Consider the following 21455-nt stretch of genomic DNA (forward strand, 5'->3'; position numbering starts at 1 on the left):
ACGTCTATGCCCACTGTGGCGCAGCGTAACTCGCGCGATCGGCCGCGGCGGACGATCGGGAGCCGATCGCCCTAAGGGGCGGTAAAGAATCGGTGTCATTTGCCCTCCGATTGGTCTGGGAGGCGGTGTTCAGTTGAGCCGTCACCGGTCGGGCCGGTGGGCAGGGTTCGGGTTCGACCGCCCAGACTGCTATTCACCTCGGCTATCTGGGTGGCGATATCGCGGCAGTGTGCGCAGTCTTCGAGATGAGCCTGGACCTGGGCATCGGCCCGCTTGCCCAACCCGTTGCGGGCCCATGCGCCGAGGCGTTCGACCGTTGGGCGGCAGGATTCGCTGGGGGCCTCGCTGATATGCATTTGCAGGTAGGCCTGCCGCAGTGCCTCACGAGCCCGAGAAGACAACTGGCTGAAAGCATTCGGGGCGAGACCGAACGACGGCGCCGCATCGCGTGCCTGGATACCCTCGACCTCGGTTTGCCACAGCGCGTTTCGCTGGCGTTCTTGCAGGGTGTCGAATGCCATGGCCGCCATCGACTCTTCCAACTGCCCCACGGCGGTATCGACGAAGGGTTCGCCGGGGTCGACCTGGGTCATATCGTCGGTGAACACCAACCGGCGATCGGCGTGGAGCGGACCGCTGTACACCGTGTTGCGCAGCGTGGTCAGCAGATAGGCGCGGAAGGAGCTATCGGGTCCGCCGCCCTTTCGTATGACGTCCAATACCTTGGTGAACGCTTCGGACACCACATCTTCGACGTCGGCCGGGGAGTGGACGAGACGGCGTGCCTGGGTGCGCGCCGCCCCGGCGTGGCGTTCGAAAAGGTCACCGTAGGCGGTTGTTTCACCGGCGCGGACGGCGGCGATGAGTTCGGCGTCGGTGCGGTCGATCGCGGGATCCGCGCGGTTTCGGGCATATTGTTCCGGCACCCTGTGGTCATGCTCAGGCGGTATCCGGTCCCCGTCCGCCAGCCTGCGGTGTCGATCCGGCGCCGAGCCGTCGCGCTCCGCTACCCTGCGGTCCCCGTCGGACACCCTGCCGTCCCGATCCGGCACCCCGCGGTCCCTATCCGCCGAACCACCGTCCCGATCCGACACCGCGCCGTCCGGTCGATCGGCTTCGTGTCGGGTCGGATCCTGCGCGGTTGTCATGTCCGGTGTCGGTCCGCGCTGCGCGGGCACTCTCCGATGCTGGATGTCCGGACGGTGCCCGTCCTCGTGCGGAACTGGTGCGGCGGTGAGGATTCGGTCGTCACGTACGACGAAACGGCCCGACATCTCGGTGACCGGTGGACCGGATATCGCCGTGCCGTCGACGAACAGCTGAGCGTGGAAGGTGCCCGCGTCGATGTCGAAGGTGAGCAGTGCGTCGCGGAAGCCGATCTTCGAGCGACCGGTTAGCTGGTACCACGCCTTGTAGACACTCTCTTTGGCAGAGAACAACACTCGATCCCAGTGCACGCCGCCGTGCCGGCCGACTTCCGCCAGCCACACCTGCTCCTCGGGTCGGGCGGCGATGCGCATCGCCCCTTCGGACATCGGGCCGTTGTCTTCGGCATCGATGCCGATCGACCGGATGTGCGCCGCATCCGCGACCACCGCGGCGTAGTAGCCCTCCTTGTGGGTGATGGCGCCGACAACTCCTGCTGGCCACAGCGGTTCCCCCTTGGGGCCGCGCAGGATCGGCGTCTCCGGAATGCCGAGACTCTGCAGCGCACGACGTGCCGCCGTCCGGCCATTGGTGGCCTCACGCACCCGGACATCGGCGGTCTTCTCGCTCAGCAGTACCGCGCGCTCTTCGGGCAGTAGCGACGCGGTCGGGTCGTGACCGACGATCTCGGCGGTGTGCAATTCGGCTTCGGGAAGCAGGTTCCCGAGCAAGGCAGGAGCCGGGTCAGTCGCAACCGGGTCGGCAGTAGCCAGGTCGGCAGTAGCCAGGTCGGCAGGAGAGGGGTCGGCAGTAGCCGGGTCGGCAGGAGAGGGGTCAGTCGGAACCCGGTCAGCCGGAACCGGGTCGGCGGTCGCGACGGCTTCGACGTCCGATCCACCGGACGGCGGCTTCTCGACCTCGAACCACACACTCTTTCCGCCCGCTCGGTGCAGATCGACGCCCCATACCGCAGTCGTTTCGTCGAGCAATCCGAGGCCGCGACCGTGCGTGCCGATCTCCAGCGAACCTGATTCCCACGCATCCAGATCGATCTCCAGTGCGTCGACGTCGAAGGTGTCGAACTCGCTCTCCTGCTGCCGCTTCGGCAGCCCGTGGCTGGCATCGTCGACGGCCCCCCTCAGATTCGTGTCATCCAGCCAAATTCGCAGGCGCGCATCGCCTTCCGGCGCATATCTGGCCACATTGGTGACCAGCTCGGAAACCAGGAGCCGCACATCCTCGCGCTTTCCCTCCGGCCAATCGGTGAGTACGTCGACGACGGCACGACGCGCATCGCCCACCCCCTCTTCGACGGCACCGCGCGGCAGGGTCAGGTCCACGATCGGCTCGGGATGCGGCTGCGCATCATGGGATCCGGCCGATTCGAAGAGTTCGAACCACCTCGTTCTCGTCCCATCGCTGTGCAAACGGAAGCCCCAGGCTCCGGACTTCTCGTCGAGCAGTTCGGTGGCGCGGGACTCGGTCGGCGCATCCGGATCGTTGCGTACGGGCAGATCGCGGCTCTGATCGGTCACCTCCACCCGCTCGGTTCGGGTGCCGGGCTCTCCGAGCAGCGAGCGCCGCACCGTCGGACTGTCCGTCGCGGTTCGGGTCAAGGCATCGGTCAGCTCGGCGCTCGACTCGGTCTGCGCGGCGGCATCGGGTGCGACCTGGTCCGCGGCAGGTACGACCAACTCCGAGTGGCGTCCAGGTTCGGTATCCGGTGCTTCGGGAGGATCGTGTGCCGCCGGTCGGTCGGGGCTGCGACCGGATTCCGCACCGGGCGTGGTCTGGCCGACCCGCAGGCCGCCGTCGGGCGGTGTCGCGGTCCGGTCGCCGACATTTTCGACAACCTGTCCGTCACGCCAGACTGCGGCCCAGGTGTCGACGACTTCGGCTCGGGAACCACCGGCCAGCTCCGGCAGCGATACCCGGCGGCCATCGCGACCGGTGAACGATTCCCGGCCCTGTGCGTCCAGGCCGTGGTAGGTGACCTCAACGCCGTCGAGAGTGAAAGTCCATGTGCCGTCGCCATTGTCGCGCACGTAGGTCAGAGTGTAGGCATGCGCGCCGACGCCGTGCTCGTCGACGGTGGCACGCTGCTCGACCACCCACGCCGTGGCACCGGGACCGGCGCCCTCGGCATGGATCAGACCTTCGGCGATGCGCCCGTGTCCGGTGGCCGCGGCATCGGTGCGGAAGCCCTCGAGCTGCGCCCCGTTCAGATGCGGGCGGATCTCATCGATCGACCGTCCGCTGAGATTGCCCGGCTGTGGATCGGGCACGCCCACCACGGGGCCGCGCTGGTCGGCATTGACCTGTCCCAGCGACTCCGGAACGCAGTTGTTCACCCCGGGCTGGAGTGCGTGCGGCGGGTGCAGATCGGTGACGGAGACGCGGCCGGATTCGTCGACCGTGACATGCTCGAACTGGACGTCGACACCCTGTGCGGCCCAGGCGCGGCGCAGATCGGCACCGACAATGTGATCCGGTGCGGCGGACGGCGAGGCCACCACTATCCGGGTGGGATTGCCATAGACCACCGCAACGGCGTCACCGTGGCGATCCCCACCCACGACATCGAGGACGTCACGTGCGGCGACGGTCGCTGCCTCGTGCCGAACCCGTGCTTCGTGCTCGAGGGCGCGCGCATGTGCGGGCATGCGCCGGTCGAGCTCCGCCGACAGCGTCCGCGCCGCGGTGACCTGCTGCTGGGTGCGATCGCGTTCGGTGAAGTACTCGACCATCTCCTCGGGTGTGGTCGGGTTGCGGTTCGCGGCGGCGTCGGCGACCGCAATGCGGCGGTACCGCTCCTGCAGCGCGGCATCGGTCATCTGCGCTGGGGTCAGCCGCTCGGGATCGGGTATCCCGAGTTGTCGCAACGGCTCACAGACCTGATCCAGCGTGGCCGCGGTTTCGCGTGCCGCGGTGGCGATTTCGCGGCCGTAGTCGACGAGCCGGGTAGCCACGTTCGCGCTCGTGGGCACATGCTCGCGGGTCGCGCCCTGCGTCCAGCCCGATGAAGTCCGCGTTGCAGGAGAGCCGGACCCACCCGAACCAGGATGCTGCGCCACCGCCGAATGGCCCGGTGTACCCGCGGAACCGGATTCCTCCGGTACCACCGTCGACTCGGGTACGGATGCACCCGAGGCCGGGGGTTCCCCAGTTGGTGCGGCAGGCGCTTCGGAAGCCTGTGCGGCCGAGGCCGACTCAGGCACCTCTCGAGCCGACGACGAGCCAGCCGACGATGCCCCGGCCGAGGGCGGCGACTCGGGTACCCCAGCAGAGCGCTCGGGTGCGGATGCACCTGAGGCCGCCAGTTCCCCAGTCGGTGCACCCGGCGATTCGGAAGCCTCAGCAGCCGACGGTGACTCGGGAACCTGTACAGCCGACGACTCCGGCAACTCCGGAACCGGGGGCGACCCCGGCAGTTCCACAGTCGGACCGGGCGGCTCGGGCAGCGGACCCTTGGGCGGCTCCGGTAGGGCAGGGCGGTTGCCGCCGGGACCCCGCTCGATGGCGGTGTCGCCCTGGTCGAGGGTGTAGTGGATGGTCGGGAGCTGGCCGTCGCCATTGCTTTCGATGGTGACGTCGAGGGTTTGGTGGCCGGGGTTGCCGGTGACCTTCGCGGAGACGTGGACGCCGCCGCGGGCCAGACCATGGTCACCGGTGTGGGATTGGGTGGCTTGCTTGGTGAGTCGCCGGACCTCCGTTTGCGCCTCGGCGATCTTGCCCTCCGGCCAGCCGTGCATGATTTCGCGGAGTTGCCCGGTGATGTGGGAGTGGCCTTGGCGGCCGTAGTACAGGGTGGTGCCGAAGCGGCGGGTCAGCCCGGCGCCGGGCGCGTGCGGATTCAGTTCGGGAGTGAAGCCGACGGTGAGCGGGCGACGGCCGGTCAGCTTGCCCCACAGGCTGCGTTCGGCGCGATCTCCGGTCAGCTGCGGGCGGTTGGCGTCCCAGTCGTATCCGGCCTTCTTCGCCACCTGGTGCGCCTGCTCGGAGGTGGCCTCGGGATGGCTGGCCAGATGCTGGCCTTCGGCCAGTGCCGCCTCTAGCCCGATTATGTCCTCCCGCAGCGGTTTCCCGTTGATCAGCCGGTGCCACATTTCGGCAACGTCGGCAATCCGGTTCAACTCCGAATTCCGCATCAAATGGTCGCGAACCGTTCGCAGATTCGCGACGATCTCCGGCTCCGGCCGCACATTGCCGCCGGCATCACGCAACCAGGTCGAACCATCGGAATGCCGCGGCAGCAGCGCACCATCCGGATCCCGCACCCATTCCTTGCCCTTACCGCGCACCCAACGCTTCGGATCACCGCCGGAATAGCGATCGGGATGTTGGGCGGCCTGCTCGGCGATCCGATGCACAAAACTGTCGTGCTCGTCCACCCGATTGCGCTCGAACCGGTCGTACTCGCCCTCGGTCCATTCCTGAATCCGTTCGCGCGCCTGCTCATTCGCCCGCCAGCGTTCCCGCAGCGACTCGGCGATATCCACGCTCTCGCCGGTGTAGGGACGCTGCACGCTGCCGTCGAGATGGCCGGAGGCCGTGCCGGGCGGCGGGGTCGCGATCTCACGGCGGTGTAGCGGCTGTGGATCGGGTTGCGCGTCATCGAACCACGCGTGCGTGCGGGTGCCCCGGATCACCGGAACAAGATGGATCCAGCGCCCGCCGCGCACCGCCGGAATCCACTTCGTGACACCGTCCAGCGCGAACGCGATGCGCGGATGCCGCCGCACGAAATCGGCCGACAATGGCACCTGTACCGATTTGCCGTGTGCGGTATTGGCGGGCAACCACTTGGTGGCGCTCAATATGGCGCGGCCGATCCACGGCCGATTCTGGATGAGATTGTGCACCCACGGATGGGTCGGAATCCGGTCGAGAATGCCCAGGCTCAGAATCCGCACGTGGAACAGATCCATACCCACCGGGGACTGCCACGCGTCCACGCCTTCCGGGACGGAGAATACGGTCTTCGAGAACGGCAGGTTCTCCGGAAATATGAATTCCGGATATTCTCCCGGCGCGAAATCGTGAAAGGGCGCCATGATTTCGTCGAATACCGGGATCATCGACACCTTGAACAGGAACGGCGGCTGCGGATCGGTCCACTTCGCCGGATACCTGGCCTTGCTGCCGGACTTCTCGACCGCACCCGCATCCGTCGAGGGCAGCCGCTGGACCTCCTGGAATCGTCCGTGCTCGTCGACAACGACCCGAATGAACTGCACATCAAGTGGCAGTGTCGCCGACTTCGCCAGTCCGAGCACCAGATTCAGATCCGTACCCGGCCGCAGTGCCTGCTGCAACGCCTGCCGGTACTCGGCGGGCGAGGTGCCCGTGCCGAGCACGACAATGCGCTCATACGGAAACAGGGTCGACGGCCGTGTCGCGGGCACCACCCCGACGCGATCCGAAATCGGTAGCAACTCGAGGGCATTGAGGGCGAGCAGGTTTGCGCGCTGTTCGGCGAACCGTGTCAGTTCGGCACCCGCCCGGTCCACCGCGGCGAGTGTGTCGCGCAGCGCGACGAACGCCGGTGGACTGCTCGGCGACGCTTCGCGATAGCTGGGGCGCAACTGCGCCGGATCGGCCGCCCCGAATCGATCGGCGAGCCGCTGGCGCGCATCCGTCGCATTGTCGACGGCCTCGACCAACGCCGGATGGCGATCGAGTAGCTCCTGTTGGCGGCGGGTCAGATCGGCGTGCGCTTCATCGAGTCGATCTAGTTCGAATTGTGCACGCACGAGAGCTTTTTCGGCGCTCCGCACATGCTTCTGGTCGGCGGGAACGACCTCGGTCCCCGGCTGCCCGGATTCGAGCTCGCGCAGGCCACTGTCCAGTTCGCGCACTGCCTCGCGACCTATATCGCGCTGCTCCTCGGCGACCCGAAGGAAATCCCGAACCTGTTGCTGAGCCGCGTCCGACCGGTCCCGATCCTGGATCGCACCGTCGAGCAGATCGAGTTGTTCGACATCGCGCTGGAACTCGCGGACCTCGTCGGCGCCGCCGAGCGCATCGGTCAACTGGTTATCCAGTTGCCGGAGGTGCTCCTGCACCGCCTCGCGCGCATCGGCCAGCTCGGTCAGCTCCAGCCGAATACCCCTGACCCGCAGGCTATTCGCCCGGCTGTGCAGTTGATCGGCGTGCTCTTGCTGCTCGCGCGCCCGGTCCTGCAATTCTTGCGCCCGCTGCTGGTCACCGGCGGTGCGGGCCAGGTCGGCCTCGGCCTGCAGGCGGGTCGCCTCGGTGCGCGCACGCGACTCGGCGGTGAACACATCCCGGAAGTCATTGCGCGACTGTTGGATTTCGGCGCGTCGCGGAGGCGGCGACTCCGCTTCTCCGGTCGAAGCGTGCTCGCCCGATGCCACGGGCGGACTGTGGGCGGTCGGTTCCTCGGGACCGCGCCCGGCACTGTGTTCATCCGATGCGCCGACGCGCAGATTCCCCTCCGGCGCCGCCACGGTACGGTCGCCGACATTCTCGACAACGTGTCCGTCGCGCCACACCGCGGCCCAGGTCGCCGCGGTTTCCTCGCGTGAGCCATTGGTCAACTCGGCCAGCGATATCCGATCGCCATCGGCTGTGACGAACCATTCCCGGCCACCGTCGTCGAGTCCGGTATAGGTGACCTCGACACCGTCGACCTTGAAAAGGTAAGTGCCGTCGCCGTTATCCCGGACATAGGTCACCGCGTACGCATGCGCGCCGACGCCGTGCTCGTCCACCGTCGTGCGCTGATCGAGCACCCAGGCCGTCGCACCCTCGCCAGCACCCTCGGCGTGTATCAGCCCCTCGGCGAGGCGCCCGTGCCCGGTCGAATCCGCGTCGGTGGCAAAGCCTTCCAGTTCGGCTCCGCGCAGATGCGGCTGCACCTCGCGCATCGGCATACCCGCCGGATCGTCTGCCGGATGGTCGGGCACATCGACGACACCGCCACCGTCCTCGCGCCGCTGATCCGCATTGACCTGCCCCAGCGACACCGGCACACAATTGTTCACGGCCGAACCAGCGAGCGCCGCCGCCGCACCACCCGCGGCGATCGCACCGGACGGCACCGCCGGCAAAGCCCGCTGGCTGCTGCCGTCGGATTCCTCCAGGGTGTAGCGCCGGAGACCGACTTGCCTTCCGTCGCCGTCGGTTTCGACCTTGATCACCAGCCGCTGCTGCCCCGGCTCGCCGCTCACCTGCCCCGAGACATGGACGCCGCCGCGCGCCAATCCGTGGTCACCGCGATACGATCTGGTCGCCGCATGGGCGAGCTCGGCCACCTCGGCCTGTGCCCGGGCGATCTTGGCCGCGGGCCAGCCGCGCATGATGTCGCCGAGCTGCCCGCGCACCTGTCCGAAATCGCCGAAATGCCGACCGTAGTACAGGGTCGTGCCGAACCTGCGGGTGCGCGCCGGATCCGGTGCGTACGGGTCGAGCTCGGTCGTGGCCCCGACGCTGAGGGGTCGGCGACCGGTCAGTTTCGCGGGGAGGCTGCGCTCGGCCCGATCGCCGGTCAGCTGCGGACGGTTGCTGTCCCAGTCGTATCCGGCCTTCTTCGCCGCCTGATGTGCCTCGTGCCCGGTCGCCTCGGGATGGGCGGCCAGATGGTTCGCCTCGACCAATGCCGCCTCGAGGCCGATCACGTCCTCCCGCAATGGCTTTCCATCGATCAACCGGTTCCACAGTTCCGCCACGTCGGGAATCCGGTTCAGCTCCGAATTGCGCATCAGATAGTCGCGGGCCCGCTGCAGATCCGCCGCGATCTGCGCGCGCGGCCGGACATTGCCCTCGGCATCACGCAACCAGGTCGAGCCGTCGGCATGTCTGGGCAATAGCGAACCATCCGGATCCCGGACCCATTCATTGCTCTTACCGCGCACCCACCGTTTCGGATCACCGCCGGAATACCGGTCGGGATGCGCGGCGGCCTGGTCCGCGATCCGATGGACGAGACTGTCGCCCGCCTCGGCCCGGTCGCGCTCGAATCGGTCGTACTCGCCATCGGTCCATTCCTGAATCCGCTCGCGCGCCTGCTCATTCGCCCGCCAGCGCTGCGCGAGCGATTCGGGGATCTCCACACTCTCGCCGGTGTAGGGACGGGTGACGCCGCCGTCGAGATGCTGCGCCTCCGGACTGAACGCTGGCTTCGCCAGATCGGCGCGATGCAGCGGTGCCGGATCTTTCCGCAGCGCCGGATCGTTCCGCGCATCGTCGAACCACGCATGCGTGCGCGTACCCCGGATCATCGGCACCAGTTGAATCCACCGGCCCTCGCGCACACTGGGGATCCATTGCTCGACACTGCCCAAGGCGAAGGCGATCCGCGGATGTCTGTTCACGAAATCCACCGATAGCGGCACGTGCACCGACCGGCCGTGGGCGGTATTGGCGGGCAGCCACTTGGTGGCACCCAGTATCGCGTTGCCGATCCACGGGCGGTTCTTCACGAACCGACGAACCCACGGATGATCCGGGATCCGATCGAGAATGCCCAGGCTCAGAATCCGCGCGTGGAACAGGTCCATGCCCACATCGGACTGGAAGGTGTGCACGCCCTCGGGCACGTTGTAGACCGTCTTCGAGAAGGGCAGATTCTGCGGAAAGAGGAAGGCGGGTACCTCGCCCGGCTCGAAGTGGTGGAAGGGCGCCATGATCTTGTCGAAAACCGGAATCATCGACACCTTGAACAGGAACGGCGGCTGCGGCTCGGTCCACTTCGTCTTCTCCCAGTTCCGCGCATGCTTCTTCGGATCCGGCCACGCGCCCGACTTCTCCAGCGCCGTCGGTGTGGTCGATGCCAATGCCTGCCCCGGCGCGTCCGGCTCGGCCACCTCGATGCGCACGAACTCCACCTGGAACGGCAGTTTGTCCGACTGGGCCAGGCGCAGCACCAGTTCCAGATCCGTACCGGGCCGCAGGGTGGTCTGTAATGCCTGCCGGTAGCCAGCGGGCGAGGTATCGGTTCCGACCACCACAATGCGCTGATCCGGGAAAGCCCTGGACGGCTCGGCCGCTGGCGCGACGCCGACGCGATCCGAAATCGGCAGCAGCCCCATATCGTCGAGTGCCCGCAGGCCCAGCTGACCGTCGGCCAGCCGGGCCGCCTCATCCTGGGCCCGGCCCAAGCGGTCCAACGCATCGCGCAGCGAATGCACCAGTTCCGTGCCGGGCGAGGGGACCCCGCGATAGGACGGATGCAGCTGTTGCGGATCCGGCACGTCGAAGGTGGCGGCCACCCGATCGCGCGCCTGCGTTGCCGCTTCGATCTCGCCGGTCAGCGCATCGTGCCGCTGGACCAGATCGCCGTGCCGATGCTCCAGTTCGCCGTAGACGCCCTGCAGCCAATCGATTCTGGCCTGGGCACGGGCCAGCGCGGGTCCGGTCGCGCGAGCGAGTTCGCCGCGTTCCAGCGGGGTCAAGGCCGTGCCCGGTGCGTCGGCCGCCCGGACCTGCGCCTCCAGTTCCCGCACGGCGGTCCGGCCGGTCTCCAACTGTTCCCCGATGGGCTCCAGCTGGTTTCGCAGTTCCCGCCGGGCACCGTCCACCCGGTCCCGCTCCTGGGTGGCGGCCTCGACGCGGTCGATCAGCTCGAGGTCGGTGCTGAATTGCCGTACCTGCTCCTGGTCACCGATGGCACCGGTCAACTGCTCGTCCAGTTCCCGGATCCGGGTCTGTACCGCCTCCTGTTGTACGGCGAGTTTGGCCTGTTCGGATTCGACCACCCTGGCGCGCAACAGATCTGCCTGCGTCCCGGCCGCATCCGCCCGGTCATCCAGCCGCCGCACCCGCTCGTCGAGTTCTCGGGCCCGATCGTGCAGACCGTCCTCGCGCGCCTGTCGTGCCTGCTCGCGCAGCCGCGTCGATTCGGCACGTGCGCGCGCCTCCTCGGTGGCCGCATGGCGATATTCGGCGTGCAGCGTACGGACCTCGGCCCGCGGCTCGGGAGTGGCGCCCATCATCAGGTCCCCGGACAAGCGGGGCGCATTCGGGTTGCCGAGGCCGCTGACCACCTCACCGGCACGGACAATGACGGCCTCGGTGGCCTCCGCATCCGCTCGGGTCGCGCCACCCGCCACTTCCGCCAGCGATTGCGGCGCGTGACCCGGCAGTGGTCTACCCTTCTCATCCGCCGCGATGAACCACTCCCGGCCCTGCGCATCGGTCTCGGTGTGGACCGCGGACTTGCCATTGACCTCGAAGTGGTTGTCCCCCTTGTAGGTCAGCGTGTAGACGTGCCCCTGCGCACCGCCCGCATTGACCTTGGCGCGCTGCTCCGCGATCAGCGCGCTCGCGCCCTTGCCCGCCCGCATCGTCGCATCGACGATCTGCGCATGGCCGGACGAGGAACGGTCCGGAGCGAATCCCTCGAATTTGCCAAGCGGAATCGCCCGCTGCACTTCGTGCAGCGGCACCCCGGCCAGACTCCGCTGCTGCGGCGCTGGCCCATCGGCCACCGGGCCCTGTGCCTGTTCGAGATGACGGAACGCCTCCGGGACACAGCTGTTGACCGCCGATTCCTGTGTCGTGCGCTGTTCGGGAACTCGGAACGACTCCTCGCCGCCGACCGGTGCCGGATGCGCCCGAGCCGGTTCAGCCATCGCGGGCCGATCGGCGACGTAGGCATGACTGCCATCGGATTCGGTCGAGACGACGGCGGATTCGCCATCGACGCGACCGGGCTGCGGATCGACCTGGCGCGGAGCCGGATCGTCCGGCGGGCGTGGCGGCGAAGCATCGAGGACGGCATCATCACCGCGGCGCTCCGAAACCGCTGGAGCACTCTGCTCAGCCACCCGCGCGTCCGGAGCACCCGGGTCCGGTGCGCTTCGTGCGGGCGAATCGCCGACCGGCACGTCGGGGCGACGCTGTTCCGGTACACGTGGTTCGGCCGCGCCATCACCATGTTCCGCGGGCCGAGCACGCGCACCGTCGTCGGATGCTGCGGGCGCCCGCTGCTCCGGGACACGGGCCTCGGACTCGACGCCGTGCCGTGCCTCGCCGTTGACCTGATTCGATGCAGCGGCCCTATCCTGTTGTCCGGCCACCAGATTCGGATCGCCGCTGGTGTTCTCGGAGGCGGCGATACCGGCGCGGGACTTCTCGGGAGCCCCGGTCCCGCCGCGCTGCACACCACCGCGGTCCGACTGTCCTTGTCCGGCAGGCCTTTCCGGCGTCGCAGGCGGGCGCGCACTGCCGTCGCCGGCTCCGGCCGCCCGCGCACCCGAATCCGCCGTTCGGGCAGTACCTTCCGTGGGCGTATGGGCACCCGACCCAGTTGACTGTGCTCCCGAACCTGCCGTCCTGGCCGCACTCTCGGCGGGTGTCGCGCCGGTGCCGCCGCCATGGCCGCTGGTAGCGGTGCTGCTCGCCAATTCGACACCCTGCTGATGCAGTTCCCGCAGCCTAGCAACATGCTGATCGCTGTATTGGTCATTCCGCTCACCGGCATTGGCCTGCGCCTTGATGTCGGTAGCTTCATAGATGATGGCGTCACGCTGCGCACTAGGCGGGGTTGTGTCGGGATGGGTTAGTCTGCTGACCTGTCTAAAGAGTTTCTTTCCTTCCGCGCTGGTCTCCGGGGTCACCACCGCGGGCTTGCCCGTGTGACCATCGGCCGCATGGGATGCCGTGCCTGCGCCGCTTACTTCCGCACGACCCATCCGCGCGCCGCCCAGCGCGCCCATGCCGAAACCCGCGGCGAGCATCTGTGGACTGAACTTCGCATTGGGGTCCACCGCGGCCATGGCCCCGTACATCCCGACGGCACCCGCGGCACCGCTGACCAAACCGGTGGCCAGACCCATGGTTCTCGGCGATACCGCCGCCCTGGCCACCGGATTGGCACTGGCCGCCATCCGCTGTCCGAGGTCCGATGACACCGCCTTGCCCAGCCCCTTGGATAGACCGAGGCCAGCCGCCCGTCCGGCCATCCCGCCCGCACCCCAGGTCAGCGCACTGGTCCCGACCTGTCCCCAATCGATCGGGCCGCCCGGATCGGAGATGAACTGGATCCCGAGATCGGCCATGGCACCGTGCATACCGGCCTTGGCCCCGGCCCCGGCCAGGCGCGCACCGCCGACCGCGGCCTTGCGGGCCAGCGAATCACCGGCCCACTTATCCATCTGCAAGCCGATCTTCTTGAGATAGGGCTTCAGCAGATTCCGCAGACCTGCCTTCGCCGCCTCCTCCGCCGCGAGTTCGGCCGCCTCCCGCTCGCCCAGGGCGAGGACTTCCCGGGAGATCACCAACTCCACCGATGCGGCCCCCATACCGAAGGGCCACAGCTCCACGATCAAAGCGATGGCCGAATAGGCCGTCATTCCGGCGAATAGCGCCGACCACATCTGGTCCTGGTAGAGGCCCTTCATGCCGTCGTGGGTGTAGTCGCCGAGATTCTCCAGTCCTGCAGCCACATTCGGCACCGAATTGTCACCGGTGAACTGCTTGTCGAACTCCTTCTTCATCTCGGCGGAGCCGTCGCCGCCCTCGTAATGTTTCAGTGCGGCATCGGTGGCGGCCTTCAACTCGTGCTCGAGCTTCCGCATTTCCTCCGCGGCCCATTTCCAGACCTCGCTGAGATCGTGCATGGGCGTCACGTGGCCGTTCGGATACGTCATGCCGAAATTCAGCGCAGTGAGAATCCAACTCGGAATCCAGCTCCACAGCGGAGTGATATCGATGAACATCTAACGCCCCCTATATCGAGCTCACCAGCCCGACTCGGACACACCCGACTGTCTCTGGGGGGAACGTGCATGGTCCCACGGTGTCACATCGGTGAACACCATGGGCGGGTCGGCATCTGTGGCTTCCGCGCTACGGCGTGCGGAGGGCGGCGCGCTCGATACTTCGGGCCGGGCGGGCAGCATCTCGCGCAGATCGGGTAGTCCGGGGACGAACTCGGATAGCTTCGGTAGTCGCGCGGTCTGGGCGCGCATTTCATCGACCATCTCGCTCGTGCGCCGTTGGATCTGGGCCGCGGCGTCCTGTCCGGCCGTGGTAATGGCGGCGGCCAACTCGGCGTAACTCAAATCCGATACGTCATCGGTGAAGCGAGTCTGGATGACCACATTATTGGCATTGACCACCACGGCGACTCGTTTGCCCGCCGCATAGCCGGTCGCGGTGAGCAGAGCCTGCTTCTCCTGAGCTCGCGCAATGGATTCGACGCCCATCCGCATCATCTCCATCAGATCGGTAAATTGCCCGATCGAAATGTCGTCAGCCATCGAATCCTCCTAGCTCACCCCGGTACCCGACTACCCCAGTTCGGACTTCGCGCCGTCGGCGTCAGATGTTCTCGAAGTCGTCGTGGCCCGCATGATCGGTATCGGTCAGCAGCACGCCGCTGTCGGTCACGCCCTGCGAATAGTTCTGCAGTGTCTCGATTTGTGCCTTCAATACGCCGATCAGATTGTCGTGCGACGACTCGTAGCCGTTTTCTCCGGTGGCGAAATTCGGGCCGCGACCGTTGGTCCCCCAACTGCCCCAGTTCGACGTATTCACCGCATCCAGCCGCGAGACGATCGTCTGGATCTTGACGGCGACTTCGGCGAGATCCGCCGACGGTTTGTTCAACCCGGACGGGGTCGCCCGGAAGCCCTCACTCATCTCGAACCCTCCTCCGAACCTGTGCTATAGCGCAATTCGATCACTGCATGGACGTCTGCCGTCCAAAATATGAAGTCCCGGCATACCGTCGGCGACCGGCTCCGGCCGACGCCCAACGGCACGAACATGATTCGGCCGCGACACCACCGCTCCGGCCGCCGTCAGCTGACGCATGGCGGCATCGATATCGGCATCGTCTCCGAAGGTGTCGACCACCAATTCGCGGGTGATCTCGCCGCGTTCGACGGCAGTCAGCAAGCGCGCCACCGCGGTTCGCGGCCTGGGGCCCGGATCCGCCGACAGCAACCGGGCCACCGCCTCGATCGCGGTGTGGGTGTTCCAGATCTCCGGCATCGCCGCACCGCACTGCTGCACCGACGGTGATTCCCCGCAGCACCAGCGGTGGCCGTCCCACCAGAAGCAGAACGACAGCAGGCCGACCGCCGCGCGCGGGCTCAGCACCGCGTTCGTCACCCAATCCGGCGCCCCCGCATAGAGATTCGGCAGATCGACGCCGCCGTTGTACGCCGCGTTCAAGGCCGGTGCGTTCCATACGCCGCCCGACAGCACGGCGCGGCCGCCCGGCACGGTGTACAGCGTGGAGCCGCTGCTGCCGGTGCCCGCGCTCTCGAACCAGCCGTTCGTGGCCACCATGCGCGGACCGCGGTCGGACGATACGGCGACGTGTGCCGCCGAAATCATCGCCCACCTGGCCCACAGCTGCGGAAACCGCGGAAGCTCCGGGTCCACCGGCCGGGCCGTGACCCCGCGGGCGCGGTCGGCGATAACCGCCGCGGCGGCCCGGCGCGGACGGCGGCACTGCCGCTCGGCGTGCCCCATATAGGCCGCGAGCCAGACCGGTAGGCGCGGACGCGGATGGGCCGCCACATCGGCGCGATAGGCCTCGGGACGGAAGAGCTGATCGGCGGGGAACGGCTCATCGCCGTAGTCGTAGTCGACCCCGATATCACCGGATGCGTTGGCCCACAACAGCAGTCGCCACCACGGCTCGGCACCGGATTCGGCGAGCTCGGTGCGGTACCGGCGCACGAGTGCCAGCACCGGCTCCGGCACTTCGAGGCGTGTCACGCGCAGCGGACCGGCGAATTCGACGCGCGCCGATTCGACGGTCACGGTCAGTGCGAAGACCGCATCCAACCGCCGCCAGCCGGGTGGGCCCAGTTCGGCCAACTCGTCGGCGATGTGCGAGATCAAGGTCTCGGCCGGGTCGACGACGACGGTGTCCGCGACGCCGATCTGTCCGTTGCGCCCACTCGTCATCCGACCATCACCCCCCACGGAATCGCTACGCGCTGTTTGCTTCACTGCTCTCGTCCCTGTTACACCACAACCGATTCGGATCGCCTGTTTCGGGCGTTCGGCACTAGTCGCCACCGGTCCTATTTCCGATGGTGGCACGCGGATCGGCAGTCGTATCCCGATACCGCCGACGACTAGCTAAAGGGATTGTTAAGAATTCGAACCGGCCTCCGACCAGGGCATCTGCCGCCTCGGCGGTCGAATTATCCGGCGTCGAAATCCGATCGAAGTTTTTTCCTAAGGGACCGTTAGAACATCGGCCGACCCCTGGCAATGCGCTGTGACTGCGCTCACAGTCGCCATTACTACGCCGGTAAGTGCGGCGCCAGAAGGAGATTCACAATGACTACGACACAACCCGTGGGCGAGCGCAGGGTCATCGCCAACGTGCTGCGTGGCTCGCTCGGCAATCTCGCCGAGTGGTACGACTGGTATGTCTACGCCGCGTTCAGCGTGTACTTCGCACACAGTTTCTTCCCCAAGGGCGATTCCACCGCACAGCTACTCAACTCGGCGGCCGTCTTCGCGGTCGGCTTCCTGATGCGTCCGATCGGCGGCTGGATGCTGGGCCGCTACGCCGACCGCTTCGGACGCCGTGCGGCACTGACCCTCTCGGTGACGGTGATGGCCGCGGGTTCGCTGCTGATCGCGTGCACGCCCGGCTATCAGACGATCGGCCTGGCCGCCCCGGTGCTGCTGGTGCTGGCGCGGCTGTTGCAGGGGCTGTCCCTCGGCGGTGAATACGCCACCAGCGCAACGTATCTGTCCGAAGTGGCATCGCCGGGTAAGCGCGGGTTCTATTCGAGCTTCCAGTACGTCACGCTGGTCGCGGGTCAGCTGGTCGCACTCGGCGTGCAGATCGTGCTGCAGCACATTCTCAGCGACGCGCAGATGAACAACTGGGGCTGGCGCATTCCCTTCCTGATCGGCGCGGGCGGTGCCCTGCTGATCATGTGGCTGCGGCGCAGCATGGACGAATCCGAACAGTTCCGGGCCGAATCCGATCGCTCGGCCCGCGGCTCGCTGCGCGTGCTCGCGCAGTATCCGCGCGAATGTCTGATCGTTTGCGGGCTCACCCTCGGCGGCACCGTCGCGTTCTACACCTACACGACCTACATGCAGAAATTCATGATCAATACCGCGCATATCTCCAAGCCGACCGCAGCCTGGATCAACTTCATCGCACTGTTGGTCTTCGTGGTGCTGCAGCCGCTGGCCGGAGCACTGTCCGACCGCATCGGACGGCGCAAGCTGCTGATCTTCTTCGGCATTGCCGGAACCTTGCTGACCGTGCCGATCATGACCGTGCTCGCGCACACCCGCAATCCGATCGGCGCATTCGGACTGATGATGCTGGCCCTGGTGATCATCACCGGCTACACCTCGATCAATGCGATCGTGAAGGCCGAACTCTTCCCGACCCGGATCCGGGCGCTCGGCGTCGGCCTGCCCTATGCGCTGACCGTGGCGATCTTCGGCGGCACCGCGGAAACCATCGCGCTCGCATTGAAGAAGGCCGATCACGAATCGCTGTATTTCTGGTACGTCGCGGCCTGTATCGCGATCTCGCTGACGATCTACTACTTCATGCGCGAGACCTCGAAGAACTCCGCGATCGAGGCCGAGGCCGAGACCGGCGCCGAGGTGACCGTCCATTGAGGATGGCAATGCGCAAACGCCTGCGCGCCGAACCTTCGCTTTGCAAGGATCGGCGCGTGCGGCTTGTGCTGGTGGAAGACGATGACGGGGTGGGCGACGCGCTACAAGCCGCGCTCACCGCCCGCGGTTACGTCGTCGACCGCAAGCGCCGCGGCGCGGACCTACTGCGCACACACCGTGATTACGACGCGGTGATCCTCGATCTCGGACTGCCCGATATGGACGGTCTGGAGGTTTTGCGACGACTGCGCGAGGTCAGCTCGGTGCCGGTGTTGATCCTCACCGCACGGGCCGGGGAGCGCACCATTGTGCTCGCGCTGCGCTCCGGTGCGGACGACTATCTGGTGAAACCGCCGCGCATCGCGGAGCTGGTCGCGCGACTGGAGACGGTCACCCGGCGCGTCGTCATCCACACCTCCCCCGTCGAGGCGGTCGTTTCCCAGGATGTGCGAGTCGACCTGATGGCCCGGCAGGTCGAAGTGGCCGGTGTGCCGATCATGCTCACCCACAAGGAGTTCCAGCTGGTCCGGATCCTGGCGGAGCGACCGGACACCGCCGTGAGCCGCCAAGAGCTGATGGACCGCATCTGGGGCGATTCGTCGGCCTCGGTATCGCGTGCGTTGGATGTGCACATGGCGGGGCTGCGCGCGAAACTCGATCGCCCCGGTCTGATCACCACCATCCGTGGCTTCGGCTATCGCTGGAGCACCGATGGTGGCCCTCAGGCCTGAACGGATCCGTGCCGCTGCTGGAAGCGCTGCTCGAACTCGGCGGCATAGACCGACGGCGCGACCGATGACGAAGACTGTTCCAGCACACCGTCATCGGCGACATAGAAGATCGCCCGGCCGATCGAGATCTCACCGGGTTCGGTCGGCACGTACACCATCCAGCCGACACTGATCCGGTCCGCGCGCAGATTCTCCAGCGGATAGCCGGTGGTATCCATATTCTGGTCCAAAATGTACTGCCGGACCTGCACCATCGCGGCGTCCCGCGAAATCGGCTGCGGCAGTGTGATCGTCACACCGGCCAGCGTGAGCTGGTAGAGGGCGCTATCGATATCGAAGGTGCCATCGTCGCCGAAGACCTCGACGAGCGTATCGCGGGTGACAACGCCGATTTCCGCGGCCGACACCAGGTTGGCCACCGCCGCGCGCTGCCCATCGGTCGGCTCGTCGGCCACCAATCCGGCGACCACACCGGCCACGGTATCGGAGGTCCAGATGCCGGGCACCGCATCGCTGAGCGCCACCGCGGACGGCGAGTCACCGCGATACCACCTGCCGCCGTCCCACCAATAGCAGAACGACAACAGCCCGCTGGCCGCACGGGGATTCAGCACCGGATTGGCGATCCACTCCGGCGCACCGGCGTACAGCCGCGGCATCGGCGCACCGGCGTTGTAGACGGCATCGAGTTCGGGCGCGTTCCACACGCCACCGGACAGTACGGCGCGACCGCCCGGCAACGCATACAGCGTCGACCCGCTGCGTTTGGCCCCTTCGAACCAGCCGAGTGCAGGCAAAACCCTTGGCCCCCACTGAGATCCGGCGGCGACGAAGGCGGCCGCGATGACCGCCCAGCGGGCCGACATCACCGGGAAGGCCGGAAAGTCCTGCTCCGACAGCACCGGCCGCACACCAGCTTCCCGGTCCGCGCGCGCCTGGACGGCCGCGATGAGCGCCGGGCGCGACTGCCGGTCAGCGTGGCCGACATACGCCGCCAGCCATACCGGCAGAGTTTGGCGTGGATACGCCTGCAGATCCGCGGCGTAGACCTCGGGCGGGAACAGGTGGTCGTCCGGGAAGGGCTCGTCGCCGTAGTCGTAGTCGACCTCGATCTCGCCGGTGCTCGCCAAGTTGATCAGCAGCCGCCACCAGGGGCCGTCGCTCAGTTGGGCCGCGAGGTGCCGCTGTTCCCGAACCAGTGTGAGCACCTCGGGAGCGGGCTGGGCACGGGCCTCGCGCTGCTCGTCGTCGGCGAAGGTGACCAGCGCGAATTCGGCGGCGGTCGTTATGACGAAGATGGCGTCGAGGCGGCGCCAGCCCTGCGGGCCACCGGAGGCGAGTGCGCGGGCGATGCGGTGGATGAGTTGTTTGGCCTGTTCGGCCACGTCGACCGGGGGTTCGTCGAGGGTGAAGCCGATATCGGGGGCGTCCTCGTCGCCGGGGTCGTCTTCGCCGGGGGTGTCTTCCGTGCGGTCGTTGTCGGTGGCTTCGAAGGCCTTCATGAACTCGGCCATGAATTCCGCGTCGCCGGAAGCGTCGGGTACGGCCTGCTCGAGGTTCGGCTCGTTCGCCTGGTTGTCGTTCGCCCGGTTGTCGGGGGCCTCGCCGTCAGGTGTGGTCACGTCGCCGCAATCTCCCTCATCTGCGCACCGCGCGCCGTGGATCGCACAGTGCCCGAGCAATTACCGTTCCTATCCTGGCACAGCGCCGCGACACGCGATTCCGGAAAGCCCGGGGCTTAACCGATCCTGAAGGTAGAGCTTTGGAAGCAAATGCGGCGCGGTCGAATTCGCCCGCCGACGCACCGCCGACAAACGCGTACGACTCGCCGGGCGTGACGACCAGCGCCGGTCTGGTGGGGTTCTCGGGCCATTGATCGGCGCGCTCGACGAGGCCGGGGAAGTCGCCGAGGGAGTCTTCGGATTCAGCGGCGCAGCGTGGTCTCCTGCTCCATGCGCGAGAGCTTGTCTGGGTTGCGGACCGAGTAGAGTCCGGTGATGAGGCCGTCGTCAACACGTACCGCAATGACGGTATCGATCTCGCCGGCAAGGCGAAGGACCAGCGCCGGGTAGCCGTTGATCTGCGCCGGTTCGGCAGTCATCTCGCGGCCGATCCTGGGCAGGCTGACCGCGAGTAGGTCGGCCACCAGTCCGGCGCCCGTGATGGGTTGCGGTGCGGCCTGTTTTATGCCGCCACCGTCGCCCAGGAACACGACATCCGGTGCGAGCCGGTCGAGCAAGCCCTGCACGTCGCCGGTTTCGATCGCGTGCTGGAATGCCTCGATCACGTCTCGGGTCTCGGCAGGAGACACCACCCCGCGCGGGCGGCGCGCGGCGACGTGTGCCCTTGCGCGGTGGGTGATTTGGCGGACCGCGGCAGGGGTCTTGTCGACGGCTTCGGCGATCTCGTCGTATCCCAGGTCGAACACCTCGCGCAGCACGAACACCGCCCGCTCGGTGGGCGCGAGGGTCTCGAGTACCAGCAGCATCGCCATCGACACGTTCTCGGCCAACTCCACATCCTCGGCGACGTCGGGGGCGGTCAGCAGTGGTTCGGGCAGCCAGGGACCCACGTAGGACTCCTTGCGGCGGCCGAGCGTGCGCAGCCGCATGAGCGCTTGGCGGGTGGTGATCCGTACCAGATAGGCGCGTTGGTCCTGCACAGTGTCGAGGTCGACGCCCACCCATTTAATCCAGGTCTCCTGCAATACGTCTTCGGCATCGGCGGCCGAACCGAGCATTTCGTAGGCGACAGTGAACAGTAGGTTGCGGTGGACGACGAAAGCGGCGGTGGCGTCATCGGTGGACGTGCTCATCAGCGGTGGTCCCGTCTGCTCGCTTGACACTGATGCGCACACGATGCCGGTCGCGTCCGGTTTGTGACACCTGAGATCGGTGGGATAGGTCACAGCGTCGCGCTGTCACGGGGATCTGGGCGTCGGCATCTTGTGATCGTTCAACCCGACACCACGAGTTGAGGACAACATCATGG

The 21455-nt window shown here is 67.2% G+C and carries 8 protein-coding genes; 2 read left to right on the forward strand and 6 right to left on the reverse strand.

The features are described from left to right. Positions 1-95: 95 nt before the first annotated feature. The 4 genes from ABZ293_RS23385 to ABZ293_RS23400 all read right to left on the reverse strand — a co-directional run bounded on the left by ABZ293_RS23385 (position 96) and on the right by ABZ293_RS23400 (position 16035). Entirely contained in the window at positions 96-13829 is a 13734-nt protein-coding gene (locus tag ABZ293_RS23385; protein WP_355183767.1) for a sigma-70 family RNA polymerase sigma factor, read from the reverse strand. Between the two features lie 21 nt (positions 13830-13850). Next, on the reverse strand, positions 13851-14372 hold the full coding sequence (locus ABZ293_RS23390) for a YbaB/EbfC family nucleoid-associated protein (RefSeq protein ID WP_355183769.1): 522 nt from the start codon (positions 14370-14372) through the stop codon (positions 13851-13853). A 61-nt stretch (positions 14373-14433) separates the two neighbouring features. Continuing rightward, positions 14434-14754: a hypothetical protein gene (locus tag ABZ293_RS23395; protein ID WP_355183771.1), complete on the reverse strand. Its 321-nt coding sequence runs from the start codon at positions 14752-14754 to the stop codon at positions 14434-14436. A 24-nt stretch (positions 14755-14778) separates the two neighbouring features. Beyond that, a complete protein-coding gene (locus tag ABZ293_RS23400) occupies positions 14779-16035 on the reverse strand; it encodes a hypothetical protein (RefSeq protein WP_355183772.1) in 1257 nt (418 codons plus the stop codon). A gap of 381 nt (positions 16036-16416) precedes the next feature. Between ABZ293_RS23400 and ABZ293_RS23405 the strand changes: the two genes are divergently transcribed. Together ABZ293_RS23405 and ABZ293_RS23410 are read left to right on the forward strand one after the other, a co-directional pair. After that, positions 16417-17733: an MFS transporter gene (locus ABZ293_RS23405; RefSeq protein ID WP_354952764.1), complete on the forward strand. Its 1317-nt coding sequence runs from the start codon at positions 16417-16419 to the stop codon at positions 17731-17733. Positions 17734-17789: 56 nt separating this feature from the next. Further along, positions 17790-18464, forward strand: a complete 675-nt coding sequence (locus ABZ293_RS23410) for a response regulator transcription factor (protein WP_355183774.1) — start codon at positions 17790-17792, stop codon at positions 18462-18464. On the opposite strand, the gene ABZ293_RS23415 is transcribed toward ABZ293_RS23410, so the two are convergent. Both ABZ293_RS23415 and ABZ293_RS23420 read right to left on the reverse strand, forming a co-directional pair. Continuing rightward, a complete protein-coding gene (locus ABZ293_RS23415; RefSeq protein WP_355183776.1) occupies positions 18455-20086 on the reverse strand; it encodes a hypothetical protein in 1632 nt (543 codons plus the stop codon). The two genes, ABZ293_RS23410 and ABZ293_RS23415, sit on opposite strands and share 10 nt — an antisense overlap. Before the next feature lie 302 nt (positions 20087-20388). Next, positions 20389-21279, reverse strand: a complete 891-nt coding sequence (locus tag ABZ293_RS23420; protein ID WP_355183778.1) for an RNA polymerase sigma-70 factor — start codon at positions 21277-21279, stop codon at positions 20389-20391. Positions 21280-21455 lie beyond the last annotated feature (176 nt).

It is taken from the genome of Nocardia sp. NPDC005998 (genome assembly GCF_040614395.1).
Lineage (GTDB): Bacteria > Actinomycetota > Actinomycetes > Mycobacteriales > Mycobacteriaceae > Nocardia.